General features: G+C 60.2%; 23 protein-coding genes, 1 tRNA gene and 1 pseudogene. 15 read left to right on the top strand and 10 right to left on the bottom strand.

The features are described from left to right. Positions 1-73: 73 nt before the first annotated feature. A pseudogene (locus F2S13_RS29950) lies at positions 74-185 on the bottom strand (WYL domain-containing protein); the annotation flags it as partial. Positions 186-397: 212 nt separating this feature from the next. Here F2S13_RS29950 and F2S13_RS01825 point away from each other — a divergent pair. The 6 genes from F2S13_RS01825 (at position 398) to F2S13_RS01800 (ending at position 6,374) form a co-directional block, all read left to right on the top strand. Next, positions 398-1,231 (top strand): tetratricopeptide repeat protein, encoded by an 834-nt coding sequence (locus F2S13_RS01825; protein ID WP_166358426.1) that lies wholly within the window; start codon positions 398-400, stop codon positions 1,229-1,231. Positions 1,232-1,323: 92 nt separating this feature from the next. After that, positions 1,324-1,770 carry a MarR family winged helix-turn-helix transcriptional regulator gene (locus tag F2S13_RS01820; RefSeq protein ID WP_166358424.1) on the top strand — a complete coding sequence of 149 codons (447 nt, stop codon included), beginning with the start codon at positions 1,324-1,326 and terminating at the stop codon, positions 1,768-1,770. Between the two features lie 23 nt (positions 1,771-1,793). Then, positions 1,794-3,860: an FUSC family protein gene (locus F2S13_RS01815; protein ID WP_166358480.1), complete on the top strand. Its 2,067-nt coding sequence runs from the start codon at positions 1,794-1,796 to the stop codon at positions 3,858-3,860. Further along, positions 3,857-4,066, top strand: coding sequence for a DUF1656 domain-containing protein (locus tag F2S13_RS01810; protein ID WP_166358422.1), 210 nt, complete (start codon positions 3,857-3,859; stop codon positions 4,064-4,066). Before F2S13_RS01815 ends, F2S13_RS01810 begins: the two co-directional genes overlap by 4 nt. Further along, positions 4,063-4,953, top strand: coding sequence for an efflux RND transporter periplasmic adaptor subunit (locus F2S13_RS01805; protein ID WP_166358420.1), 891 nt, complete (start codon positions 4,063-4,065; stop codon positions 4,951-4,953). Before F2S13_RS01810 ends, F2S13_RS01805 begins: the two co-directional genes overlap by 4 nt. Further along, complete coding sequence (locus F2S13_RS01800; RefSeq protein WP_166358418.1) at positions 4,950-6,374, top strand: efflux transporter outer membrane subunit; 1,425 nt, start codon at positions 4,950-4,952, stop codon at positions 6,372-6,374. Before F2S13_RS01805 ends, F2S13_RS01800 begins: the two co-directional genes overlap by 4 nt. Before the next feature lie 130 nt (positions 6,375-6,504). On the opposite strand, the gene F2S13_RS01795 is transcribed toward F2S13_RS01800, so the two are convergent. Together F2S13_RS01795 and F2S13_RS01790 are read right to left on the bottom strand one after the other, a co-directional pair. Further along, positions 6,505-7,263, bottom strand: coding sequence for a slipin family protein (locus F2S13_RS01795; RefSeq protein WP_166358416.1), 759 nt, complete (start codon positions 7,261-7,263; stop codon positions 6,505-6,507). A gap of 2 nt (positions 7,264-7,265) precedes the next feature. Further along, the gene (locus F2S13_RS01790) at positions 7,266-8,651 is read right to left on the bottom strand and encodes an NfeD family protein (protein ID WP_425500202.1); all 1,386 of its coding nucleotides are present in this window, start codon (positions 8,649-8,651) and stop codon (positions 7,266-7,268) included. Between the two features lie 239 nt (positions 8,652-8,890). Here F2S13_RS01790 and F2S13_RS01785 point away from each other — a divergent pair, with 239 nt between their 5' ends. The 3 genes from F2S13_RS01785 to F2S13_RS01775 all read left to right on the top strand — a co-directional run bounded on the left by F2S13_RS01785 (position 8,891) and on the right by F2S13_RS01775 (position 10,359). Then, complete coding sequence (locus tag F2S13_RS01785; protein WP_166358412.1) at positions 8,891-9,352, top strand: aminoacyl-tRNA deacylase; 462 nt, start codon at positions 8,891-8,893, stop codon at positions 9,350-9,352. A gap of 62 nt (positions 9,353-9,414) precedes the next feature. After that, entirely contained in the window at positions 9,415-9,654 is a 240-nt protein-coding gene (locus F2S13_RS01780) for a DUF2789 family protein (RefSeq protein ID WP_166358410.1), read from the top strand. A gap of 66 nt (positions 9,655-9,720) precedes the next feature. Continuing rightward, positions 9,721-10,359: an NADH:ubiquinone oxidoreductase subunit N gene (locus F2S13_RS01775; protein WP_166358408.1), complete on the top strand. Its 639-nt coding sequence runs from the start codon at positions 9,721-9,723 to the stop codon at positions 10,357-10,359. A gap of 20 nt (positions 10,360-10,379) precedes the next feature. Here the strand turns inward: F2S13_RS01775 and F2S13_RS01770 are convergent, their stop codons facing one another. Next, entirely contained in the window at positions 10,380-10,820 is a 441-nt protein-coding gene (locus F2S13_RS01770; protein WP_166358478.1) for a CBS domain-containing protein, read from the bottom strand. Positions 10,821-11,419: 599 nt separating this feature from the next. Here F2S13_RS01770 and F2S13_RS01765 point away from each other — a divergent pair. Beyond that, positions 11,420-12,940 carry an amino acid permease gene (locus F2S13_RS01765; RefSeq protein WP_166358406.1) on the top strand — a complete coding sequence of 507 codons (1,521 nt, stop codon included), beginning with the start codon at positions 11,420-11,422 and terminating at the stop codon, positions 12,938-12,940. Between the two features lie 76 nt (positions 12,941-13,016). Here F2S13_RS01765 and F2S13_RS01760 read toward each other — a convergent pair whose 3' ends face one another. Together F2S13_RS01760 and F2S13_RS01755 are read right to left on the bottom strand one after the other, a co-directional pair. After that, positions 13,017-14,066, bottom strand: coding sequence for a hypothetical protein (locus tag F2S13_RS01760; RefSeq protein WP_166358404.1), 1,050 nt, complete (start codon positions 14,064-14,066; stop codon positions 13,017-13,019). 55 nt (positions 14,067-14,121) lie between these two features. After that, entirely contained in the window at positions 14,122-14,925 is an 804-nt protein-coding gene (locus F2S13_RS01755; protein WP_166358402.1) for an SEL1-like repeat protein, read from the bottom strand. Positions 14,926-15,003: 78 nt separating this feature from the next. Between F2S13_RS01755 and F2S13_RS01750 the strand changes: the two genes are divergently transcribed. Continuing rightward, positions 15,004-16,164 (top strand): helix-turn-helix transcriptional regulator, encoded by a 1,161-nt coding sequence (locus tag F2S13_RS01750; RefSeq protein ID WP_166358400.1) that lies wholly within the window; start codon positions 15,004-15,006, stop codon positions 16,162-16,164. On the opposite strand, the gene F2S13_RS01745 is transcribed toward F2S13_RS01750, so the two are convergent. Further along, the gene (locus F2S13_RS01745; protein ID WP_166358398.1) at positions 16,062-16,370 is read right to left on the bottom strand and encodes a DUF3077 domain-containing protein; all 309 of its coding nucleotides are present in this window, start codon (positions 16,368-16,370) and stop codon (positions 16,062-16,064) included. The two genes, F2S13_RS01750 and F2S13_RS01745, sit on opposite strands and share 103 nt — an antisense overlap. A gap of 514 nt (positions 16,371-16,884) precedes the next feature. Between F2S13_RS01745 and F2S13_RS01740 the strand changes: the two genes are divergently transcribed. Further along, the gene (locus tag F2S13_RS01740) at positions 16,885-17,910 is read left to right on the top strand and encodes a virulence RhuM family protein (protein ID WP_166358396.1); all 1,026 of its coding nucleotides are present in this window, start codon (positions 16,885-16,887) and stop codon (positions 17,908-17,910) included. 94 nt (positions 17,911-18,004) lie between these two features. Here F2S13_RS01740 and F2S13_RS01735 read toward each other — a convergent pair. Then, positions 18,005-18,081: transfer RNA gene (locus F2S13_RS01735), tRNA-Arg, on the bottom strand. A gap of 352 nt (positions 18,082-18,433) precedes the next feature. Here F2S13_RS01735 and gabD point away from each other — a divergent pair. From gabD to F2S13_RS01720, 3 genes are all read left to right on the top strand, one after another. Continuing rightward, complete coding sequence (gene gabD, locus F2S13_RS01730) at positions 18,434-19,876, top strand: NADP-dependent succinate-semialdehyde dehydrogenase (protein ID WP_166358394.1); 1,443 nt, start codon at positions 18,434-18,436, stop codon at positions 19,874-19,876. Between the two features lie 180 nt (positions 19,877-20,056). Further along, positions 20,057-21,337, top strand: coding sequence for a 4-aminobutyrate--2-oxoglutarate transaminase (gene gabT / locus F2S13_RS01725; RefSeq protein WP_166358392.1), 1,281 nt, complete (start codon positions 20,057-20,059; stop codon positions 21,335-21,337). Positions 21,338-21,465: 128 nt separating this feature from the next. Next, positions 21,466-22,674 carry a response regulator gene (locus F2S13_RS01720; protein ID WP_166358390.1) on the top strand — a complete coding sequence of 403 codons (1,209 nt, stop codon included), beginning with the start codon at positions 21,466-21,468 and terminating at the stop codon, positions 22,672-22,674. Between the two features lie 127 nt (positions 22,675-22,801). On the opposite strand, the gene F2S13_RS01715 is transcribed toward F2S13_RS01720, so the two are convergent. Both F2S13_RS01715 and desA read right to left on the bottom strand, forming a co-directional pair. Then, the gene (locus tag F2S13_RS01715; RefSeq protein WP_166358388.1) at positions 22,802-23,791 is read right to left on the bottom strand and encodes a GGDEF domain-containing protein; all 990 of its coding nucleotides are present in this window, start codon (positions 23,789-23,791) and stop codon (positions 22,802-22,804) included. 75 nt (positions 23,792-23,866) lie between these two features. Then, a complete protein-coding gene (gene desA, locus F2S13_RS01710; protein ID WP_166358386.1) occupies positions 23,867-25,051 on the bottom strand; it encodes a delta-9 fatty acid desaturase DesA in 1,185 nt (394 codons plus the stop codon). Positions 25,052-25,143: the final 92 nt, after the last annotated feature.

Below are 25,143 nucleotides of genomic sequence, written 5' to 3'. Positions count from 1 at the left end.
TTGCAGACCGCCTTGCTTGAGGAGCGCCAGTTGCAATGCCAGTACTATTCGGCACACAACGACAAGCTCAGCGACCTGACGCGGTTGACCAGCTCGGCGCTGGTGACTCCGGGCGGCCGGCTGGGTAGCTGACGGAGCAACTCCCACTGGCGGCTGAGGGTAGTATGGGCTTTGGCAGATGGCAAAACGGGCGTCCTTGTCTAGAGTGTGTCATCCATGAGTCCTGGTTAGCATGGTGGCAGAAAACGGAAATGGCAATTGGCCATTTGTCGTGCCCTGACGGGTACAGGATCACTACAAGGATTTGCATGCGACAGGTTCTGTCGCTGGCTTGAGGACAATCCTGTCCTGTCACCCTCGGCGCCTTTAGCGGGGGGCTGAGCCATCAAGGATGAGCATGTTTGTCGAGACCAATATCTATTCGATGCTTGCGCGGCTGTTGCCCGAAAGCATCATTCCGGCGCCTGGAAGGCCCGGTTATTTGCAGCGTTTGTATGCCAGCGTCGGCTTGCCCGCGCAGCGGGCCCTGATGGGGGAGTCGTTCACCCTGGTCGCCCGACTGGACGAAGCCGCGTGCCTGCAGACGGTGTACCTCGACTTGCGCCAGCAGGCACTGGGCGGGAGCGTCACCGCCCTCAATGACCTGGGCTGGATCTGGCTCAACGGCAAGTACTGGGTCGCCGATCACGAACTGGCGCGCCAACTGCTGCGCATGGCTGCGGTGCAGGGCAGTGGGGTGGCCTGCTACAACCTGGGCCAGCAGTGCTATTTCGGCAAGGGCGTGCCCGTGGCTTATGCCAGCGCTGCCGACTACTACCGGCTGGCATTCGATCGGGGTTTTGTGCAAGCGGCGGCAGCCTTGGGCGACTTGTACGAAGAAGAAGTCTGCACGGACGACCTGGCGCAGCCCTGGCAGGTAGACCTGCAGCAGGCCTATCGATGGTTCGATAAAGGTGCCCGGAAAGGCGATGCCCGCTGCCGCTTTGAAGTGGGCTATCGCCTGCTGCACGGGATTCAGGTCGCACCCGACCGCAAGGCAGGTGTGTACTGGCTGGAGTTGGCGGCAGTCGCGGGCGTCATGGCGGCCGCCGAAGAGTTGGCGGTGTACTTCAGCCTCATCGAGCCGAGCCGGCCCTACCGGTTTTGGCGTGATCAGGCCATTGCCCTGGGCAGTGAGCTGGCCCTGACCATGAAACTCGATGACCAGGTTCAGCCTTCCGGGGAAAAGTGACCGTTGACCCTTGGCGCCTCTTGACGAGGAACGGGGTGATCGAAGAATATAGATAGTTAGCAAGCTATGAATATTTTCGACTACCCCTTCCTATGAATCTTGACGCACTGCAACTCAGTATCAGCAGCGGCATGGTGGTGGCGTCCCGGCACTGGCGACGCATCTGCCACGCCACGCTCGCTCACCACGGCATCAGCGAGGCCTGTGCGATGCCTTTGCTGATGATCGCGCGCCTGGGCGATGGTGTTCGCCAGGTCACGGTGGCCCAGGCCTCAGGCCTTGAAAGCCCTTCGCTGGTGCGCCTGCTCGATCAATTGTGCCGCGGCGGGTTTGTCTGCCGGGGTGAGGATGTCACCGACCGGCGTGCCAAATCCCTGAGTCTGACCGAGAAAGGGCGTGTCGTGGCCGAGGCGATCGAGGGCGAAATGGTGGGCTTGCGTCGCGAAGTGCTCCGGGGTATCGACGAGGCCGACCTGCAAGCCGCCCTGCGTGTCGTGCGCGCCTTCGAAGATGCGGTTCAGCGCAAGGTGGTCGAGTGATCTTCAAAGGCTTTTTCAGCGGCATGCCGCCAGCGCGGGATTGGTTCTACGGCGTGCGCACGTTCGCTGCCTCCATGATCGCCCTGTATATCGCACTGATCTTGCAGATGCCCCGGCCTTACTGGGCCATGGCCACGGTCTACATTGTCTCCAACCCGTTTGTCGGGCCTACCAGTTCCAAGGCGTTGTACCGCGCCGTCGGTACCTTCATCGGCGCAGCCGGAGCCGTGCTGATGGTGCCGCTGTTCGTGCAGACACCCCTGCTGTTGGTAGTGATGATCGCGCTCTGGACAGGCACGCTGTTGTTTCTTTCGTTGCACCTGCGTACCGCCAACAGTTATGCACTGATGCTCGCCGGCTACACCCTGCCGATGATTGCCCTGCCCGTGGTGGATAATCCGCTGGCGGTCTTCGATATCGCCTCGGCGCGAACCCAGGAGATCTTTCTCGGGATCATCTGTGCGGCTGTGGTCGGTGCCGTGTTCTGGCCGCGTCGGCTGGCGCCGGTGTTGTCCGGCTCGACGGACAAGTGGTTTGCCGAGGCCACGGCATACAGTGATCGCTTTCTGGCGCGGGAAGTCCCTGCCCAGGAGGTGGGCGCGTTACGCTCCTCGATGGTGATGACCTTCAACTCGCTCGAGCTGATGATCGGCCAGTTGCCCCACGAAGGTGTGCGGCCCCAGATCGTACGCAACACCAAAAAGCTGCGCGGAAGAATGATTCACCTGTTACCGGTGATCGATGCCCTGGACGATGCCTTGATTGCCCTGGAGCGCCGTGCGCCTGCCCAGGCGGCCGAGCTGCAACCGATGCTGGCGCTGGCCCGGGAATGGCTTCAAGGGACGGCCAGGGATGCCAGCCCGGCACGCTGGTCGGCCTTGCGCAACGAACTCGATCGCCTGCAACCGACGGCCGATGCGCTCGACGATCGCCGGCAGTTGCTGCTCTCCAATGTCTTGTATCGGCTGCGTGAGTGGGTCGATTTGTGGCAGGACTGCCGCAGCCTGCAGCACGCCATACTCAATGAAGACCTGTCGTCCTGGCGGGCGGTGTACCGGCATTGGCGCCTGGGCCGGCTGACCCCGTTTCTCGACCGTGGCCTGATGCTCTACTCGGTGTTTTCGACGGTGGTTGCGATCATTGTCGCGTCGCTGCTGTGGATGCTGCTCGGCTGGAGCAATGGCGGCAGCGCAGTGATCATGGCGGCGGTGTCGTGCAGCTTCTTTGCCGCGATGGACGACCCGGCGCCGCAGATCTACCGGTTCTTTTTCTGGACCGCGATGTCGGTGATATTCGCCAGTCTCTACGTCTTTCTGGTCCTGCCCAACCTGCATGACTTTCCCATGCTGGTGCTGGCCTTTGCCGTTCCATTCATCTGCGTCGGCACCCTGACTGTGCAGCCGCAGTTCTACCTGGGCACCTTGCTGACCATCGTCAACACCTCGTCCTTCATCAGCATCCAGAGTACTTACGACGCGGACTTCCTGACCTTCATCAACGCCAACCTGGCCGGCCCGGTTGGCCTGTTGTTCGCCTTCATCTGGACACTGGTATTCCGGCCATTCGGCGTCGAACTGGCGGCCAAGCGGCTGACGCGCTTCAGCTGGCACGACATTGTCAGCCTGACCCAGCCCGGCACCCTGGCCGAGCATCGGCACATGGGTGTGCAAATGCTCGACCGGCTGATGCAGCACTTGCCGCGCTTGGCGCAAACCGGGCAGGACAGCGGCTCTGCACTGCGCGACTTGCGCGTGGCCCTGAGCCTGCTCGACCTGCATGCGTACTTGCCGCGCATCCCGGTGGCGCCACGTGCGTTGCTGGAGCACGTGATTGTGGAAGTCGGCGAGTACTTCCGGGCCTGCTTGAAGGCGAACGAGCGCCTGCCGGTGCCCGAAGGCATGTTGAAAACCATGGACCAGGCCCGACGCACTTTGCGCCATCACGACCAGGACGATAGCGGCGATGCGCGGGTTCAGCTGTTGCACGCCCTGGCCGGCCTGCGCATGGCCTTGCTTCCCGGCGTGGAAATCGTCGACCCGGTCAATGAACAGGAACAAACGCCTTATGGCATCGATGGAGCCCCCCTGTGATCGGTGAACTGGATATCAGTGGCGTCTTTCTGCCCACGGTGCTGGTGATGATGGCCATCACCTATTTGCTTTACCTGTTGGTGCACGGGCTGCTGACCCGGGTGCACTTCTATCGCCTGGTCTGGCACCGGGCTTTGTTCAACGTCGGTCTCTACGCTGTATTGCTCGGCGCGGTGGACGCTATCTGTCGAAACCTGATGCTATGAAAAAACCTTTGCTGACCCTGGGCCGTGTGGTCCTGACGTTTCTGGTAGTGGCCTTTGCGAGCGTGCTGGTGTGGCGCATGGTCATGTATTACATGTTCGCGCCCTGGACCCGTGACGGGCACATCCGCGCCGACATCATCCAGATTGCCCCGGATGTTTCCGGGCTGATCCAGCAGGTCGATGTTCGCGACAACCAGCCGGTCAAGCGTGGCGATGTGCTGTTCACCATCGATCAGGACCGCTTCCACCTGGCCCTGCGCAATGCCCAGGCCACTGCCGCCGAACGCAAGGAAGCCCTCGCCCAGGCCCAACGAGAGGCCAAGCGCAACCGCGGGCTGGGCAACCTGGTAGCGCAGGAACAACTCGAGGAAAGCCAGTCCCGCCAGATGCGTGCCGAGTCGGCCCTGGCTGAAGCGCAAGTGGCGGTAGACGCGGCCCAGCTCAACCTCGATCGCTCGGTCATTCGTAGCCCGGTCGACGGTTACCTCAATGACCGCGCGCCGCGCATGCATGAGTTCGTGACTGCCGGGCGGCCGGTGTTGTCGGTGGTCGATGGCAGCTCGTTTCATATCGATGGCTATTTCGAAGAAACCAAGCTATCCGGCATCCAGATCGGCCAGGGCGTCGATATCCGCGTGGTCGGTGACAACGCGCGCTTGCGCGGCCATGTGCAGAGCATCTCCGCCGGTATTGAAGACCGCGACCGCAGCAGCGGCGCCAACCTGCTGCCCAACGTCAACCCTGCGTTCAGTTGGGTGCGCCTGGCCCAGCGGATTCCGGTGCGCATTGCATTCGACAGCGTACCCGAAGACTTTCGCATGATCGCCGGACGCACCGCGACCGTTTCGATTATCGATGACGCCCACGGGGCGGGAGCGGTGCAATGAAGTTCGCTTTACGTCTACCCGTCGTAGGCCTGGGGCTGCTGCTGTCGGCCTGCCAGATGGTCGGGCCGAACTATGAAGTGCCCAAGGACGCTGCGCTCAACCGTGCAGACCTGCAGGGCGCGCTGGCCAGCCAGAACAGCAATGTGGTTTCAGCACCGGTGCCCCAGGACTGGTGGCGTTTGTATCAGGACCCGCGCCTGGACGAGCTGGTGCGTCAGGCCCTGGCCTCCAACACCGAGCTGCGCGTGGCAGCGGCCAACCTTACCCGTGCCCATGCGCAGGTCGAGGAAGCGCAGGCCCAGGGCGGCCTCAATGGCAGCGTAAAAATGGGCGCTGAGCGTCTGCAGGAGTCCGGTGAAGCTTTCCTGATACCGGAAAAAGTGCCAGTCGCCAACATCGGCCAGATTGCGCTCAATGCTTCTTATCAGTTCGATTTGTGGGGCACCCTCAAGCGCGGCGTCGAGGCGGCCCAGGCCAATGCCGATGCGACCCAGGCCGCTGCCGACACGGCGCGGATCACGCTGGTGGCTGAAGTGGTGCGAGCCTATACCCAGGTTTGCGCCGCCAACGAAGAGTATGAAATTGCCCGCAGCTCGCTCGATCTGCAGGAGCAGAGCCTGACCCTGGTCCAGCGCCTGCGCGATGCCGGCCGTGGCGACGAAACCCAGGTCACCCGCACGCAGACCCAATTCAAAACCCTGCGGGCCGAATTGCCGCGCTACCAGGCGGCGCAACAGGCGGGCCTGTTCACCCTGTCGATGTTGCTGGCCAAACCGGTGGCCGACCTGCCGGCCGGTACTGCCCAGTGTGCCGAGCTGCCGCACATGGCGAAACTGCTGCCGGTCGGTGATGGCGCCGCATTGCTCAAGCGTCGCCCGGACATCCGCCAGGCCGAGCGCACACTGGCGGCGGCCACTGCCAATATTGGCGTGGCGACCGGCCAGCTGTACCCGGACATCAGTATTGGTGCCACAGTGGGCACCATCGGTATTCTGGATAACCTTGGCCAGCCGTCCACCAACCGCTGGGGTTTTGGCCCCCTGTTGACCTGGACAGTGCCCACCAACGGCTCGCGGGCGCGTATCCGCGAAGCGGAAGCCTCGACCCAGGCGGCCCTGGCGCACTTCGATGGTGTGGTGCTCAACGCCATCCGCGAAACCCAGACCGGCCTGGCCCAGTACACCGCCTTGCTCGATCGCCGCGACGCCCTGGCCGATGCCGAACGTTCGGCCCAGGAAGCCGCCGACCAGACGCACCGCTTCTACCAGGCCGGGCGTGCTTCGTTCCTGGCGGATTTGCAGGCCACGCGCACCTACACAGACGTGCGCGCGCAACTGGCGGCGGCCAATACGCAGGTGGCGGCGGGGCAGATCAATCTGTTTCTGGCGTTGGGTGGGGGTTGGGAAAGTAGTAATAATTAACCTGCCCCGGCCTCATCGCTGGCAAGCCAGCTCCCACAGGGTTATGTGTCAGGTTCATGATTTATGGACACCAATGATCTCTGTGGGAGCTGGCTTGCCAGCGATGAGGCCAGTACAGGCAAATAAACACTCAGCTTTTCCCCGACAAATCCGCCATCCCCTTCAAAAGCTCAATCGGCAACGGAAACACAATGGTCGAGCTCTTGTCCCCGGCAATCGCCCCCAACGTCTGCATATAGCGCAACTGCATGGCCCCCGGCTGGCGCCCCAGCATCTCGGCGGCCTGCATCAACTTCTCCGACGCCTGCAATTCACCTTCGGCGTGAATCACCTTGGCCCGCCGTTCGCGCTCGGCTTCAGCCTGTTTGGCAATGGCGCGGATCATCGACTCGTTGAGATCGACATGCTTGATTTCGACGTTTGCCACCTTGATCCCCCAGGCATCGGTCTGGGCATCGAGCACTTGCTGGATATCGGTGTTGAGCCGTTCGCGTTCGGCGAGCAACTCGTCCAGCTCGTGTTTGCCGAGCACGGCCCGCAAGGTGGTTTGCGCCAACTGGCTGGTGGCCATGAGAAAGTCCTCGACCTGGATGATCGCCTTCTGTGGGTCGAGTACCCGAAAATAGAGCACCGCATTGACCTTCACCGACACATTGTCGCGGGTGATGACATCCTGCGGCGGCACATCGAGCACCACGGTGCGCAAGTCCACCCGGACCATTTGCTGCACCATTGGAATCAGCAGGATCAGCCCCGGCCCCTTGACCTGCCAGAAGCGTCCGAGCTGGAACACCACGCCGCGTTCGTATTCGCGCAGAATCCGGAAGGCTGAGAACAGCAAAACGATGGCCAGCGCCAACAGCGTGCCAAAACCCAGTTCAACGAACATGTTCAGTCTCCTTGCGGTGGTATCTCATCCAGGGCGATGACGTCCAGCAGCAAGCCCTTGCGCGCCACCACCCGGACTTGCTGCCCGAGTCGCAGGGGCGAGGTGCTCAGCACCTGCCAGTTTTCGCCTTGCAGCTGCACCCAGCCACTCAACGGCATGCCCGGCATCAGCCCGGAAACCGGGGTCACGCTGCCGACCAGGCCCGCATCGCCACTGACCAGGGCGCGACGACGGGCCTTGAGCGCCATGCCGATCAGGGCCACCAGCAACAACGCGCTGAGCAGTGACAGGCTGATGATCAGTGGTAATGGGATGCCGAAACCCGGCACATCGGTGTCCATCAGAATCACCGCGCCGACGACGAATGCGACGATGCCGCCGAAGCCGATCACGCCGAAACTCGGGAGAAAGGCCTCGGCGATCATGAAAGCCAGACCCAGCAGAATCAGTCCGACACCAGCGTAGTTCACCGGCAGCAATTGCAAGGCATACAAGCCCAGCAACAGGCAGATGCCACCCAGGACGCCACCGACGCCCGAGCCAGGACTCATGAACTCGAACATCAGGCCATAGACGCCCAGCATGATCAGCAGCAGTGCCACACTGGGGTTGGTGATCACGGCCAGCAGTTGGGTACGCCAGTCAGGCGCATGGCTGACCAGCGTGGCGCCGGCGGTGTGCAGTTGCATGACTTCGCCTGCGACGGTCAGGCTTTTGCCGTCCAGTTGCTTGAGTAAGTCAGCCAGGTCGCTGGCCAGGTAGTCGACCACATTGAGTTTGAGGGCGTCTTCGGCCGAGAGGCTGACCGACTCACGCACAGCCTTTTCGGCCCACTCGGCATTGCGCGCCTGCAGTTGCGCAAGTCCGCGGATGTAGGCCGCCGCGTCATTGACCTGTTTGCGCGTGAGGGTGTCCTGCGGTTCGGGCGGGGCACTCTTGTCGGTGGTCGGCGCTGCGGGAGGCCGCTGGGGTTCGGGCATCCCTGGCAGGCCGCCGATCTGTACGGGCGTCGCGGCCCCCAGATTGGTGCCCGGCGCCATGGCGGCAACGTGGCTGGCATAGAGAATATAGGTACCGGCACTGGCTGCGCGCGCACCACTGGGGGCAACGAAACTGGCCACGGGCAGGGGGCTGGCCAGAATTGCCTTGATGATCGAACGCATCGAGGTGTCCAGGCCGCCGGGGGTGTCGAGGGTGATGACCACCAATTGGGCGTTTTCCGTCACCGCCCGCTCCAGGCCGCGCACCACATAATCGGCGCTGGCCGGGCCGATCGCGTCGTTGACGGTCAGGACCACCACCACCGAGCCGGCCGCGCTCGCCAAGCCAGCCGGTAACCCGCCCAGCATCAGCAGCAAGAGCATGCGACACCACCAGCGACTGTTCACCTGACCCTCCCGGGGACGGGGGCAAAGACCGACAACCTTCATCTAAAGCGTAGTTGAGCCAGCCGCGGGCGAAATCACGCGCATCGGTTAGCTCATTCTCGACTATCGACGCCCGGCCATAGCTTCAACTGTTACAGCCATCGGGCCGCCTGGTAGCGCCGGACTGCCTAAACTTGAGCACAGGGGGGAAGACTCATAGCGGTTGCCCTGTCAATTCCGGCAGGGCGTGGAGGTGCATCATGCGTATGGCAAGAACCGTCGAGCGCAGCCTGGAACAAGCGCGTTGCGATTTCGACATCGTGGCCCACCCACATTCGTCGACGAGCCTGGAATCGGCACGGGTGGCCAGCGTCCCGGCAGAGCGGGTGGCCAAATCGGTCATTCTCGATGACCGGCATGGCAACTACATCATGGCCGTCTTGCCGGCCAACAAACATCTGGACTTGAGCAAGATCCAAACCAGCGGTAACTGGCAACTGACCCGCGAAAGCGGCTTGCCACATTTGTTCGACGACTGCGAGCGCGGTGCCATTCCGGCACTGGGTGAGGCCTATGGCATGAAAATGCTGCTCGACCCGACGCTGACTCGCCAAGGCGATATTTACCTTGAAGCCGGCAATCACAGCTACCTGGTCCACATGAGCATGGAGCAGTACCTGAAACTGGTGCCCCACGCTGAAGTGCGTGAGGTTTGTCATTGATGAACATCAACCCGGTACCAGGTTGCGGCCAGTTGCGCGCAGCCTGGCCAAAGGAGTGACCCGTGGAATCACCCAACCATAGCTTGCCTTCCCTGTTCAAACAGCTCGGGCTTTCGGCTGACCCGGTCGGTATCGACGCCTTCATCGCCAGCCATTCGCCGCTCAAGCCCAACCTGGTGCTGGCTGACGCCTTTTTCTGGACCCCGGCCCAGGCCGCGTTCCTGCGCGAGGGCATCGATGAGGATGCCGACTGGGCCGAGGTGGTCGACCAACTCAACCTGATGCTGCGCAAAATGGGCTGACGACGCCCTTGCACTTTCGCAAGCGTTGCTATGCTCAGCAATACAATAAGAGGGGGGATTAACACCATGAAAGATCCCTATGCACCTGGCTTCTGGTGCGCAATCACGGCACTGGTCCTGCTGACTGCGGGTTATTTCTATGGGGTCATGCGGGCCTATCAGATCGACAAGGCGTTGATTTTTCTTTTAAGTGCATCGGCAGTGATTGCGGCCATGGCGCTGTGCGTGCTTGCGTGGTCGGCGTACCAGAGTGTGCAAGTCAAGAAACGCCAACTGGCGCAGGGCAAGACCCTGGTGGCGATCTGGGACACCAAGGTGGCACTGCGCCGGGTCGAGACCGTCTTCGATCGTTATTTCTGGGGCAGCTATTGGCAGCCTGGCCGCACCTTTCAGGAAGTCATGGGCGAACTGACCGGCACCCCGCTGGAAAAAAGCCTGGAAGCTCTCAAGCAGCAATGCCGAACGTTGGACCAGGAAATCCACAGCGATGGCTGGCACTGGCTGAACAATGCCCGGGAACTCTCCACCGTCGCGGTGGCCATGGCCCGCGAGCGCTATCAACTGGACCTGTGCGATTCACAGGAAAGCGCAACGGGAGGGGCGGTGATCAATCGCGACCTGGAAGTGCTGGTGTACACCTGGTCGGCGCGCTTGCGCAGTTTCGACCATCAGCTCGATGAACTGGAAGGGGAATACCACGGCTGATGCCGTGGTTTCCCAAGCGTCTATTCGCCGCGAATGTATTGCTCAAGCTGCTGGATCAGACTGGCCTGTTCGGCAATCGATTCCTTGACCAGGTCACCGATCGACAGCAGGCCCAGCAGTTGCCCGTTCTCCACCACCGGCAAATGACGCAAGTGGCTGTCGGTCATGATAGCCATGCATTTCTCGACGCTTTGATGGGTGTCCACGGTGATGACGGGAGCGCTCATGATAACGCTGACAGGAGTGCCGACAGACGAGCGACCCATGAGCACCACCTTGCGCGCGTAGTCACGTTCGCTGACGACGCCGACCACCTGGCCATTGTCCACCACTGGCAGCGCCCCCACGTTCTTTTCAGCCATCACCTTCAAGGCTTCCACTATCATCTGGTGCGACGCGATGGTGTGGACTTGCTGGTGCTTGTCGGCTTTGAGTTTCAGCAGTTCGGCAACGGTCTTCATGCGGGCCTCTCCAATACGGTGCATGGGGCGTTCATACAGAATCGTAGACAGCGGCGTGCAGGGCAAGGTGGAAAGCGGCATTCACTCGATAGAAAAACGTCATGGGGATAGTTATTTGGTGTTTTTGAGGGGCTCATCACGGGCGAGCCCGCTCCTACAAGGCCAGCGCCGACCTCAGACTCTCCTCGCCCTGCTTGTCGGCCAAACCTTAAAAAGTACTCAACCGGGTTGCCGAGGCATTTAAACTGGGCGATTTGTTCCCGGTCGCAGCGGCTCTTCATGGTTAATGAATTAGCGTCAAAGCATCACATAGTCACTATTGCTCGTCATAATGACCAATCATTCGTCAAATCAATGCACTTTGCGTCTTATCGTCGCACTCGCTTGCTTCTAGACTTCTCTCCCCGCGAGCTCTGTCTCCCCGTTCACCAGGAGCGCGACCTGTCTGGAACAGGACATGGAGCCCCGCACCTTGCATGCATCCGCCCGCGCCAAAGACGGGACGGACTCACAATAAATCCAATAAAAAGGTCGGCAATGATCAACCACAACAGCGGCATTCTCTATGCGCCTGATCCTGTGTTCGTCGAACAGGAGGCGTGCAAGTGAGTGCAGAAAAACCTGGCTTGAAGCGGGCGCTCTCGCCCCGCCACCTGAACATGATCGCCATCGGCGGCTCCATCGGTACAGGCTTGTTCGTTGCCACAGGCGCGACCATCGCCACCTCCGGCCCCGGCGGCACGCTGCTGGCCTATGCCTTGATCGGGATCATGGTGTACTTCCTGATGACCAGCCTCGGCGAGATGGCAGCGCACATGCCTGTCGCCGGCTCGTTCAGCACCTATGGCAGCAAATTCGTCGAAGACGGCTTCGGCTTCGCCCTGGGCTGGAACTACTGGTACAACTGGGCCGTGACCATCGCGGCTGAACTGGTGGCTGCGCAACTGGTGATGAGTTTCTGGTTCCCGGATGTGCCGGGGGTGTACTGGAGTGCACTGTTCCTGGGCCTGATGTTCCTGCTCAACGTGATCTCGGTGCGCAACTTCGGTGAAAGTGAATTCTGGTTCGCGCTGATCAAAGTCATCACAGTGGTCGTCTTCATCATCATCGGCCTGGCGACGATCTTTGGCTTGATGCACGGCGTCGAATCGCCCGGCTTCAGCAATTTCACCAGCGGAGATGCGCCCTTCGTCGGCGGCTTCCAGGCCATGGTGGGCGTGGTCATGATTGCCGGCTTCGCCTTTCAGGGCACCGAAATCGTCGGTGTTGCCGCCGCCGAGTCGAAGAACCCGAGCAAGAACGTGCCTATCGCAGTCCGCCAGGTGTTCTGGCGCATCACCCTGTTCTACATCCTGGCGATCTTCGTGATCGGCATGCTGATCCCCTATACCGACCCGAGCCTGCTGCGTAACGAAACCACTGACATCAGCGTCTCGCCCTTCACCTTGCTGTTCGAGCGCGCCGGCTTTGCCGCGGCGGCAGCGGTCATGAACGCGGTCATCCTGACGGCGATTCTCTCGGCCGGTAACTCGGGCATGTACGCCTCCACGCGGATGCTCTACAGCCTTGCCATGCAAGGCAAGGCGCCGAAACTGTTCGCCAAGGTCTCGCGCAGCGGCGTGCCGCGCAATGCGCTGTATGCCACCACCCTGATCGGTGCGCTGTGCTTCCTGACCTCGGCCTTCGGTGACAAGGTTGTGTACAACGCCCTGCTGAACACCTCCGGCATGTGCGGCTTCATTGCCTGGCTCGGTATCGCCGTTTCGCACTATCGCTTCCGCAAAGGCTTCCTGGCCCAGGGCGGCCGCCTGCAAGACTTGCCCTACCGGGCCAAGTGGTTCCCGTTCGGCCCGCTGTTCGCCTTCGCCCTGTGCCTGTTCATTACCCTTGGGCAGAACTACAGCGCCTTTATGGGCGATCACATTGACTGGGGTGGTCTGGTGGCGACCTATATCAGCTTGCCGCTGTTTTTGGCGATCTGGCTGGGCTACCGCTTCAAGCACCGTTGCCGGTTGGTGAAGTACGGCGAGATGGATGTGGGTGGGCTGCGTGCTGATGAAGCGCCTTCGGCGCGGCAGTTGCTGGATGTGCCGGTTGGGGCGCGGCTTGATCTGAAGTAGCGCTACCCCCCCCCGAATGGAGCTTCTGGCGGAGCTCCATTGGCGGCCTTGAGCTTTCAGTGATGGAAAGCCTCGATCAGTAGCCTTCCATGAACAACACAGCTTCCAGTTGCCGCAGGCTGTAGGTTTTGTTCAAGCGTCGATTGAGCTGACCCAGTACCTTTTTAGCCAATTCATTTGCATCGAGTTGGGCCGACCAGGAGGTGTAGGCATTACGCCAGATGGTCGCAGTGGCTCGCGGCCGCGAACCGCCGCGACCAGCAATATTTCCAAGATTCGGATAGCTGTTCTTGAACGTGACGAGTTCGGCATCGCTCATGCACTGCTCGGCGATTGCAACCATGGCCGTTGCAACTCGCGAATCGTAGATAACGAAATCGTCCGGGTAGAAAATCGCATAGAGCTTGGTCCAGGCACTGTTCATCAATGCCGGTGTAGTGCGGCTCCGGCTGGCTGCCCGCACCAGGTTATCCACTACCACCTGCGCATCGTCGGTCGGAAGTCGTACACCACCCCATGCACAGATATCCGTGAACAACGCCAGTACCTGCACGGCATTGGCGTGCAGATCAGCTTGCAGGTCCCGGGCCCGGCCCATGAAACCCTGCAGCAGTAGATCGGTCGCAGCATAGCTTACCGATGGGGTGGGCCAGAAATAGCTGGATAGACGAGCATCGAAACCGACTACAGGCTGTTGCGGGTGATGGCTTCGGCGCATTTTGTCGAAAATCTGGAAAGGCTCCTGTTCGAGAAAACAGGCCAATCGCTCTTCAAGGGTCGTGACCTGCGACCACGCCAGGACAGGGGCGGCAGCGTCCTCGCTCTCGTCCAGCAACTCCTCCAACTCTTCAATGGCAATTACACGATAAAGACCTCGGGCTACGCGTCTGTATTTGGCGGGCTGGCCTGCTTTTACCCAATACCCGGTGTCTTCGGCATTGTTGGGCAGTTCTGTGGCGATATGGCTTTCGGCATAGAAGTCGAAGCCCACGCGGTAGCGTTCTTCGTCAGCCCCGTCGATACGACGCAACACCTTGCGCTCTTCACCCAGCAGATCGGACGATCTGAGCTCACTCGCCAGCTTGCCATTTTGAATTTCCAGAATGATCGAGTCATGCAGCGTCACGCTATTGCTCCTTCGCGAATTGAGGTCCAATGCCATTTGTCTTTTGCCGTTGCTTTTAAAAAAGACGCCCTTCCAGGCGCAACAGATGCTCGCACCAGAATCTGTGCAGGCGCCCGTCCATGTCGGGGAAGTTGTGTGGGCTTTCCAGAAAGGTGATCAGCAACCGCGTCGCTTCCTTGTGCCCCATCAGGGCTGCATGTTGCAGCCAGTAAAGGCCACTGGCCACATCATGATGGCGCATCGCGTCATTCAGTGAAACCCGTCCCACCCCGCAAGCGGCCTGCAGATCCCCCGAGGTGGCACCTCGCAGGTACCAGATGTAAGCCATGTTGAGGTTGGAAAACTGTTCGTGGATGCCACCCAGCGCTGTCGCTGCGCGGTGGATACCTTTGTTATAGGCTTGTTCGTAGTAATCGGCAGCTTCACAGAGGTCCGTTTTCACACCCTTGCCGCAGGCACACTGTTCGCCCAGATTGAACAGCGCTTCGCCACGTCCCTGTGCCGCTGCCAGTTTGTTCAATCGCCATGCCAGCTGGTGGTCGGCGGGTACGCCGCGCCCGTTGAGCCATATCCAGGCGAGATCGATCAGGGCTTCGACATTCTCGTCCACGGCTGCCTGGCGCAGGTGCGAATAGTGCAGGGCCAGCGCCTGGTTATCCTCCAGCTGTTGTTCCGGGCTGACGATATTGAGCCCCTCGACGCCGCTCAGGCTGGGCTCGCTTGCGCGCTTGAAGACACATTGCGCCGGCATGCCGATACCCCCGCCATAGAATTGCGACCCCGCTGGCGCTTGAAACTCCAGACTTTCAACCGAGGGAAGCAGGGTGTCCAGAATATGGATGATCGATATTTGCGTCACTGCGCTCGCTCCTCTTTCGCTGTCCGGCTAGTATCCGCCTGCTAACGACAGGACTTGTCGCACGGAGAGTCAGACGAAATGGATCAACGTACTACTGGTGCGGTTGCTGAACGGGGGCTGGCGGCCATTACCCGCGATCGGCGCAATCGCGTGCAGGCGAAGATTGCGGCAGCGGGCAAGACGGGCATCACGACGGCGGAGCTTGGCTGCTTTCTTCAGGACGAGGGTTTCAAGGAAGACATACGAACGGTGCAACGGGACGTGAAGCATCTGCGCGATGATCACGAGATTGTCAGGGTAGAGGGAGATACGGTGCCACGCTGGCGTCTGGCCGAAGCGTCCCGATGGAGCCTCAATGAGGCAGTCGTCACGCCACCGAAGGTCGACCCCAAACTGCTCAAGTCGGCCCGTGTGGCGCTGAGCATCGTCACCCTTTACGAACAGGCCAGCCATCTGCTGCACCAGTCCGCGCTGGACGACCTTCAAGAGCAGTACCGGAGCTCGAAGCAGCTGCTTGAAAAGCACCAGCGCCATGAAAGTCGCTGGCTGGGCAAGGTCGTGATGGGCACCCAACAGCTGCAGCTGCGTCAGGCGCAGATCAATAAACGCTGGCTGCACGAAGTCCAGCTGGCATTGCTCGGTTGTTACCAGCTCGACGCGCTTTATTACTCGAGAAACAGCGCTCAAGAGCAGCGCAAGGTGATCAACCCGCTAGGTCTTTCCTATCAGGATTCGAGCATTTATGTGATCTGCACCTATGCCGGCGAGGAGCTGGTGCGCACGTTACCGCTGCAACGCTTTCGCGACATCACGCCGATGCACGCGTGGGAGGCGGTTGTGCCAGCGGGTTTCAATCTGAAGGCTTACACGCAGCGGTTGGTGGAGCCTGATGCGATCACACTGAAACTGCGCATCAACGAGAAAATGCGAATACGCCTGGACCCCAGCGAAACACCGCTCGCCGAACACCAGCGCTTCACCCGGCTGGATGAAAAGTGGTGGTTGCTGGAGTGCGAGGCGACTTATTCACAAGGTCTGGTCTGGTGGATCTTGAGCCATGGCGAGAATCTGGAAGTGCTGGAGCCTGCGAGATTGCGCCAGAAGGTCGGCCAGTGCGTGACCACCGCAGCCAGCTATTACACCAATGATCCGGCCTGCTGCTCCACTCCATCGAGCAGCGCATCCACCAGGCCCTTGGCCATCTCGACCGAATGCAGGGTCGACCACAGCAAACCCTGACTGGACGGGTCAATGCCGTCCAGGCCCTTGATGCCCGTGTCATAGGCACAGCGTAGATAGAGCGAGGCATGCACCAGCGCATCCTGGGCGGTGATGGCGGAGCTGACGCAGAAGAGTGGAGGATGGCCGGCGTCGCAATTGCCGAAGGCTGTGTTGGTGGTTGTGCAGGATTTTGAAAGGGGTGGGTCTGGGACGATCTTCTTCATGATGAGCTTTCCTATACGGTGAAGCTGCTTCCACTCGTTACCACACGAGGGGTGGCAGCTGTACGCGGGGTGGTAAACCGGGGTATAGGGAAACCGGCAGGCCCGAAGGCCTCCCGCGCACAGCTGCCATAAACGATCATGAGATTGCTTATGTGCTTTTACCCTGCTTCCCGGGTTACCACACCCGATCGCTGAACCTACAGCGACCGAACCAGCCTAGGGAGATGGGTGTATAGCGACAAGCCAGCCAAGACAGACAGGCCACGTAGGGTATTTCCCAGAGCACTGCATCCGCCAGCAATTAAACCTTTTGAAACACCAAACGCAAAAGGCCCCGGCTTGCTCAGCACCGGACCTTGCTTGTTGTTGCAATATGGCGGACCCAGCGAAATGCATTCATCGGTTATTGAGGTAAGCTCAGGTCGCTTTCAGCAGTAACGTGCGGAGCTGGAGCTGGAGCTGGAGCAGGCAAGCAGGTGCTGGAGGAACGGGTCATGAAGGGAGAGCTCAAGCTTTGAATACAGACAGCAACACCTCCCAGTTTATCATCTACCAAGGTGAAGACGGACAAACCAGGCTGGATGTGCGATTCGTCGACGAGACTGTATGGCTGACGCAGGCCCTGATGGCAGAGCTCTTCAGCACCACACCAGAAAATGTCTTGATGCACCTGAAGAACATCTTCAGAGAGGGTGAGCTTGATCAAAATTCAACCACTAAGGATTTCTTAGTGGTTCGTCAGGAAGGCACTCGGCAGGTCAAGCGAACCCTCAAGCACTACAACCTGGACGTCATTATTTCTGTTGGTTACCGGGTGCAAAGCTACACGGCAACCCGTTTCCGACAATGGGCTACGAGGCAGCTACGCGAGTACATCGTCAAAGGCTTTTTGCTGGATGATGAACGCCTGAAGAACCCGGAGCAGCCCTTCGACTATTTCGAAGAACTGACGCGCCGCATCCAGGATATTCGCACCAGTGAAAAGCGCTTCTACCAGAAGATTACGGATATCTATGCTACCAGCGTGGACTATGACCCAACTCAGGACGCCAGCATCAGCTTCTTCAAAACGGTACAGAACAAGGTGCACTGGGCGATCACCGGCCAGACCGCAGCAGAGCTTATCCACAATCGTGCCGATAGCAACAAACCCCACATGGGGTTGACCAACTGGCGCGGCGTCAAGGTGCGCAAGCAAGATATCGTCAATGCCAAAAACTACCTCTTGGAAGAAGAACTCGGTGCCCTGAACAATCTGGTAGAGCAATACCTGCTGTTTGCAGAAGGGCAGGCGATGCGCCGAATCCCCATGTCCATGGCCGACTGGGTAAAAAAACTCGATGGCTTCCTGACCTTGAACGACCGAGATATTCTCGACAATGCCGGCAAGGTTTCCCACGATATGGCCAAACAGTACGCCGAGGCTCAATACGAACAGTTCCACCAGCAACGCCAGCTAGAGGATGTCGTCAATGAGGACGACCGTTTCGCCGACCTCACCCGATTTGCCAATCAACTGACAGGCAAGACTCCTGAGTAGCGCGCGGTGCATGCGCTTCCATCGATTGAGTGAACACCCCAAACGCAAAAAGGCCCCGGCTTGTTCAGCGCGGGGCCTTTCTGGTGTTGCGATATGGCGCACTCGGCGGGATTCGAACCCACGACCCCTGCCTTCGGAGGGCAGTACTCTATCCAGCTGAGCTACGAGTGCAACGCGGGCGCCATCATACCCATCTCGGTGATGGCCGTCCATGCCGGTAATCTGTTGTCGATATTGCACGAGTGCCGTTCTTTAGGTGACGTTGATCTGAAAAACCCTCCGCCCGGCCTATTTTTGTTCTTTTTTTCGAACAGCCTATTGTCCTTTCCCCCCTTTGATCCTAGGATTCGTTTGAGATTTCAAACGCTCCTGCCCGGGTGCTGGACCGCACGATTTTTGTTCAGTGCGCTATTTTGTACTCCGGCCCCGGTGAATGAATTCCTGACGGCAGCCCACTTTGTGGCGCCTTTTTCACAATCAATAATACGCTCCGTGCCTGCACGGTGCTGTTAAGGAAGCCGACATGCAGCTCAAAGACGCCTCGTTGTTCCGCCAACAAGCCTATATCGACGGCGTGTGGTTGGACGCGGACAACGGTCAGACCATCAAGGTGAACAACCCGGCCACGGGCGAAATCATCGGTACCGTGCCGAAAATGGGTGCTGCTGAAACCCGTCGTGCCATTGAAGCTGCCGACAAGGCCCTGCCGGCCTGGCGTGCCCTGACCGCCAAAGAGCGTGCTGGCAAGCTGCGTCGCTGGTTCGAACTGATGATCGAGCACCAGGACGACCTGGCTCGCCTGATGACCACCGAACAAGGCAAGCCACTGGCCGAAGCCAAGGGCGAGATCGTTTACGCGGCTTCCTTCATCGAGTGGTTTGCTGAAGAAGCCAAGCGCGTTTACGGCGACACCATTCCTGGCCACCAGCCAGACAAGCGCCTGATCGTGATCAAGCAGCCGATCGGCGTGACCGCGGCCATCACCCCGTGGAACTTCCCGGCGGCGATGATCACCCGTAAAGCCGGCCCGGCCTTGGCCGCTGGCTGCACCATGGTGCTCAAGCCTGCTTCGCAGACCCCTTACTCGGCTCTGGCCCTGGTTGAGCTGGCGCACCGTGCCGGCATCCCGCAAGGCGTGCTGAGCGTTGTCACCGGCAGCGCCGGCGACATCGGCAGCGAGCTGACCGGCAACCCGATCGTACGCAAGCTGTCCTTCACCGGCTCGACCGAAATCGGTCGCCAGCTGATGGCCGAATGCGCCAAGGACATCAAGAAAGTCTCCCTGGAACTGGGCGGTAACGCACCGTTCATCGTGTTCGACGACGCGGACCTGGATAAGGCCGTCGAAGGCGCGATCATTTCCAAGTACCGCAACAACGGCCAGACCTGCGTCTGCGCCAACCGCATCTACGTGCAGGACGGCGTCTATGACGTGTTCGCCGAGAAGCTGAAAGCCGCTGTGGCCAAACTGAAGATCGGCAACGGTCTGGAAGACGGCACAACCACTGGCCCGCTGATCGACGAAAAAGCCGTGGCCAAGGTCAAGGAACACATCGCCGACGCCGTCAGCAAAGGCGCCCAGGTACTGGCCGGTGGCAACACCATCGAAGGCAACTTCTTCGAGCCGACCATTCTGGTCAACGTACCGAAGAGCGCTGCGGTCGCCAAGGAAGAAACCTTCGGCCCACTGGCTCCACTGTTCCGTTTCAAAGATGAAGCTGAAGTGATCGCGATGTCCAACGACACCGAGTTCGGCCTGGCTTCGTACTTCTATGCTCGCGACATGAGCCGTGTATTCCGTGTGGCTGAAGCGCTGGAATACGGCATGGTCGGCATCAACACCGGCCTGATCTCCAACGAAGTCGCGCCTTTCGGCGGCATCAAGGCTTCGGGCCTGGGCCGTGAAGGTTCCAAGTACGGCATCGAAGACTACCTGGAAATCAAGTACCTCTGCATCAGCGTGTAATCCCGTCGCGCCGATGTTTTTGCTAACGGTGCGCAAGAGCGCTCCGTTGGCATTTTTTACATGAATTACGCCCTTGCGGCGCGGACGCTGCAGCAGTCGATCATCGCATGCTGCTGCAGTTGGCCCCGGCCGCTTAATCCTTGAACCACGCCGACCGATGAGCGGCGAATGAGGAAACCCATGAGCAAGACTAACGAATCCTTGATGCAACGCCGCGTAGCTGCCGTACCACGCGGTGTTGGCCAGATCCACCCGATCTTCGCCGACTCGGCCAAGAACGCTACCGTGACCGACGTTGAAGGCCGCGAGTTCATCGACTTCGCCGGCGGTATCGCTGTACTGAACACCGGTCACGTGCACCCGAAAGTGATCGCTGCCGTTGAAGCTCAACTGCACAAGCTGACCCACACCTGCTTCCAGGTGCTGGCGTACGAACCGTACGTAGAAGTGTGCGAAAAAATCAACGCCAAGGTCCCAGGTGATTTCGCCAAGAAAACCCTGCTGGTCACCACTGGTTCCGAAGCTGTCGAAAACGCCGTGAAGATCGCCCGTGCTGCCACTGGCCGTGCTGGCGTGATCGCGTTCACCGGCGGCTACCACGGCCGTACCATGATGACTCTGGGTCTGACCGGTAAAGTCGTTCCTTACTCGGCCGGCATGGGCCTGATGCCAGGCGGTGTCTTCCGTGCTCAATACCCATGCGAGCTGCACGGTGTGAGCGTTGACGATTCGATCGCCAGCATCGAGCGCATCTTCAAGAACGACGCCGAGCCACGTGACATCGCTGCCATCATCATCGAGCCAGTTCAGGGCGAAGGTGGTTTCTACGTTGCACCTAAAGCCTTCATGAGCCGTCTGCGTGCCCTGTGCGACCAGCACGGCATCCTGCTGATCGCTGACGAAGTTCAGACGGGTGCTGGCCGTACCGGTACTTTCTTCGCCATGGAACAAATGGGCGTTGCTCCAGACCTGACCACCTTCGCCAAGTCGATCGCCGGTGGTTTCCCACTGGCTGGCGTTTGCGGCAAGGCCGAATACATGGACGCCATCGCTCCAGGCGGCCTGGGCGGCACCTACGCCGGTAGCCCGATCGCTTGCGCCGCTGCCCTGGCAGTGATGGAAGTGTTCGAAGAAGAAAACTTGCTGGACCGCAGCAAGGCTGTAGGCGAGCGCCTGGTGGCTGGCCTGCGCAAGATCCAGGCTAAGTACCCGGTGATCGGTGACGTGCGTGCTCTGGGCGCGATGATCGCGGTCGAGCTGTTCGAAGGCGGCGACAGCCACAAGCCTAACCCTACTGCAGTGGCTTCGGTTGTGGCCAAGGCGCGCGACAAGGGTCTGATCCTGCTGTCCTGCGGCACCTACGGCAACGTCCTGCGTATCCTGGTTCCGCTGACCTCGCCTGACGAGCAGCTGGACCAAGGCCTGGCAATCATCGAAGAGTGCTTCGCCGAACTGGCGTAAACTGCGACGTGATCGAAAAAAACCCGCTCCGGCGGGTTTTTTTTTGCCCCTGATAGAGCGCCTGACGCTAATGTAAGCAGGCCGGGCACCTTGGGAAGGTGCAGCGCATTGCCTTGGAGAGCCCTGAAATGACTGCTGTGGATTCATCTGCCGTACCGCATGTTCTGATCGCGGAAGCTGACCCATGGGTGCGTGAGCTCCTGTCGCAGGTATTACTCAGTGTGCGCTGCGACGCGCGCTTGAGTGTCTGCAGTGATGGACAGGAGGCGTTGCAGGCGATCAAGACACGGCCTGACCTGATAATTGTCGATCGTGAATTGCCCGGCATCGACGGTCTCGAACTGCTGCGTACGGTGCGCCATCAGCGACGCACCCCTGTCGTGCCGTTCATTTTGCTGAGCAGCCGCAACGACATCGCCAGCGTTCGCGAAGCCTTGCCGCTGGCACCGACCGCCTACCTGACCAAGCCCTTGAATATCGACGCACTCAAGGAACGCTTGCACGATCTGTTGCTGACAGCTGGCCAGGAGATTTCCTGCGAAACCCCGGCGTTGAAACCGAACATGAGCCTTGCGAGTTTTCTGGAGTCGCGTAGAGCGACATCTGATGGCGGGCCGCTATTGGCCGATGTGCAGGTGGCCGTCAAGCGCAGCCTCAACCCCCATGGCCTGAACTTGAAGGTGCTGGAGGAAGAAGTCCGCACCGACCCGCAAATCACGGCGGTGTTGATCGCGGCTGCCAACAGCGCTGCGAACCATCGCGACGGTGCGGTACAGACGTTGTTGCAGGCGTTGCACACGCTGGGCTCGACTCAGAGCATGAACCTGATCCTGGGCCTGTCCCTCAAGCGCAGTGCCCGGCTCAGCGAGCCGCTGCTGGCTGAACATGCCGAGCGTTTTTGGGAGCTGTCCCTGCATACCGCCGAATATGGCCGCACCCTGGCCAGGGTACTGGAGCTCGACCAGGAGCGCTGTTACTGCGCTGGGCTGCTGCATTGCCTCGGCGATCTGGCACTGCTGCGGTGCCTGCAGGAGTGGAAACTGGCAGGTGGTGCCCTGGACGAAGCGGCAATTGCCGATTCGCTGGAAACCTTCGGCGCGGCCTTCGGTTCGGCGCTCAGAACACGCTGGCGCCTGCCTCTGGAGCTGCGTGAGTTGATTGCGGCGGTTTATCAGCTCGGTGGCGGGGTGTATTCACGGGACGCGCTGGTGATGAATCTGGCAGCCCAGATGGCTCGGTTGCCGGCCAACGAGGGGCTTGAGGCGATTGCCAATGGCAAGGCTGCGCGGTTGTTGCAGATCAGTTTGCCGGAGTTGAACCGGTTGCGGCGGGGCTAACAGTCGATGCAATACCTGTAGCCGCTGCCGCAGGCTGCGCTCGAGCGCGAAGCGGTCGTAAAATCCGGGAGCCCCTACGGGCCTCAGCGCAGCCTTCGGCAGCGGCTACAACGTACAGTGGCTGCCTTTATGCCAACACAATCTGATTCTTGCCCAGCCGCTTGGCCTGGTACATGGCCTTGTCGGCGCGTGAAAACAGGCTGTCGAGTACCTCGTCCTGCCCGGTCAGGCCAGTCAGGCCCTGGCTCACGGTGACGCCATAGGTGTGACCGTCGCGTTCAAAGACAAGACGCTGGATTTCTCGCTGCAGGCGTTCGGCGATTTGCCTGGCCATCTGTGGTTCGCAGCCAGGGAAGACCGCCGCGAACTCCTCGCCACCGATACGCCCGAACACGTCGCCACGGCGCAGCACAGCCTTGCCGGTTTCGGCGATACGTTGCAATACCTGATCGCCTTCCTGATGACCGTAGGTGTCGTTGATGAGCTTGAAGTCATCGATGTCCAGCAGCAAAAACGAAAGCGGGGTTCCTTGCTCGCGGGCCAGGGCAAATTCGCGGTGGGCGCAATCGAAGAAATGACGACGATTGCTGCTTTGGGTCAGGACGTCGGTGGTCGCCAGGCGTTGCAGCTCACCTTCGGCTCGTTTCTTGTCGGTGATGTCTTCGGCAATGCCGACCACGATCAAGCGTTGCCCGGGGGCTGCCTGTTGATTGATGAAGCACTTGTCACTCAGCCAGCGGATTTGCCCGTCGGCGCCGATGATGCGGTATTCGCGATCTTCTACGGCACCCTTGATCAATACGTCGGCCAGGCTGCGCTCGGCATAGTCCAGATCGTCAGGGTAAATGCTGTCGCGCCATTCGTTGTAGTCGGCCAGCAGCAGGCCTGCCGAGCGCCCGAATATCCGTTCGTAGGCGGGGCTGACGTAGATCATCTGCTGGCTTTCCCAATCGAATGCCCACAACACGGCATTGACGCTGACCAGCAGGGAACTGATCAGTTGCTCACGCGCACTCAGCCGAGCCACTTCACCCTGGGCATGCATCAACGCCATCAGCGTTTGCGCGGTGTCGGGCAGCTGATTGAAAGGGAGTGGTGGTGAGGTTTCGTCGGCCATAGTCGTGAGAGGCCAAACTTGTCTTGAAGTTCCGCAAGACGCGCGCCCGTGGGGAGGGCGCGCGAATTAGCGGTGTCAGCCCAGAGCCGGACGCAGCGAGTAGGTTTTCAGCTGTGCGGCGAAGTCGCGCAGCGATTGAATGCCGCTGGCTTCGGCTTCATGCACCCAGTCCTTGATAGCGGCCAGCATGTCGTGGCCGTTGGAGCTGGTGCGAGCCCAGATCTGCTGCAGGGCCAGGCGCTTTTCGTAAATCACTTTCAGTGCCTGGCTGTGCTCGAGCATGGACTGGATGCGCGCATGATGGCGCTCTTCCAGCAGGCTGGTTTCACGCGACAGCAAGCGCTTGGCGCGGCGGAACTGGTGGCGAACCGAATGATCGACCTTGGCCAGCTCCTGCTGCACCAGTGGAGCAATCACGAGCTTGCGGTACTGGGCCATGATCTGGAAGCGGTTGTTGAGGATGGCCATGGCGGTGTCCATGTCCAGATGACCCTTGCCTTCGACCCGGTGGGCGATCGGCGCGACGCGCTGGACCTTGGCCAGGCGCAGGGCGCTGAACAGCTTGATCCAGGCCCAGCCCATGTCGAACTCCCACTTGCGCACCGACAGCTTGGCGGAGTTCGGGTAGGTGTGGTGATTGTTATGCAGCTCTTCGCCGCCGATCAGGATGCCCCAGGGCACCAGGTTGGTCGCGGCGTCGCGGCATTCGAAGTTGCGATAGCCCACGGCATGGCCCAGACCGTTGATAACGCCGGCGGCCCAGAAGGGGATCCACATCATCTGGATGGCCCAGATGGTGATACCGATGGTGCCGAACAACGCCAGGTCGATGATGCCCATCAACGCCACGCCAGCAAGCGGGTAGCGCGAGTAGAGGTTGCGCTCGATCCAGTCCTCGGGGCAGTTCTTGCCGTAGATACGCAGGGTTTCCGGGTTCTCGGCCTCGGCGCGATAAAGCTCGGCGCCCTTGCGCAAGACCGTGGACAGGCCCTTGATCACGGGGCTGTGCGGGTCATCGACGGTTTCGCACTTGGCGTGGTGCTTGCGGTGGATGGCGGTCCACTCGCGGGTGTTCTGCGCCGTGGTCAGCCACAGCCAGAAACGGAAGAAGTGCTTGAGCCCGGCATTGAGTTCCAGCGAGCGGTGAGCGGAATAGCGATGCAGATAAACCGTGACACTGACGATGGTCACGTGGGTCATCAACAGGGTGACTGCCACCAGTTGCCAGGCCGACAAGTCGAGAAAACCGTTGTACCACATAGGTTGTATGGACCTCGGATGAATAAAAAACAGCAGCAGGCATTATCACTTAGCCACTAAATAAAACCAGTCGCCCTTTTAGATAAGAGTGG

The sequence above is a fragment of the Pseudomonas akapageensis genome, assembly GCF_011355085.1.
GTDB lineage: Bacteria > Pseudomonadota > Gammaproteobacteria > Pseudomonadales > Pseudomonadaceae > Aquipseudomonas > Aquipseudomonas akapageensis.
Note: the sequence above shows the minus strand (reverse complement) of the source record. Positions and strands in the feature narration are given on the sequence as shown.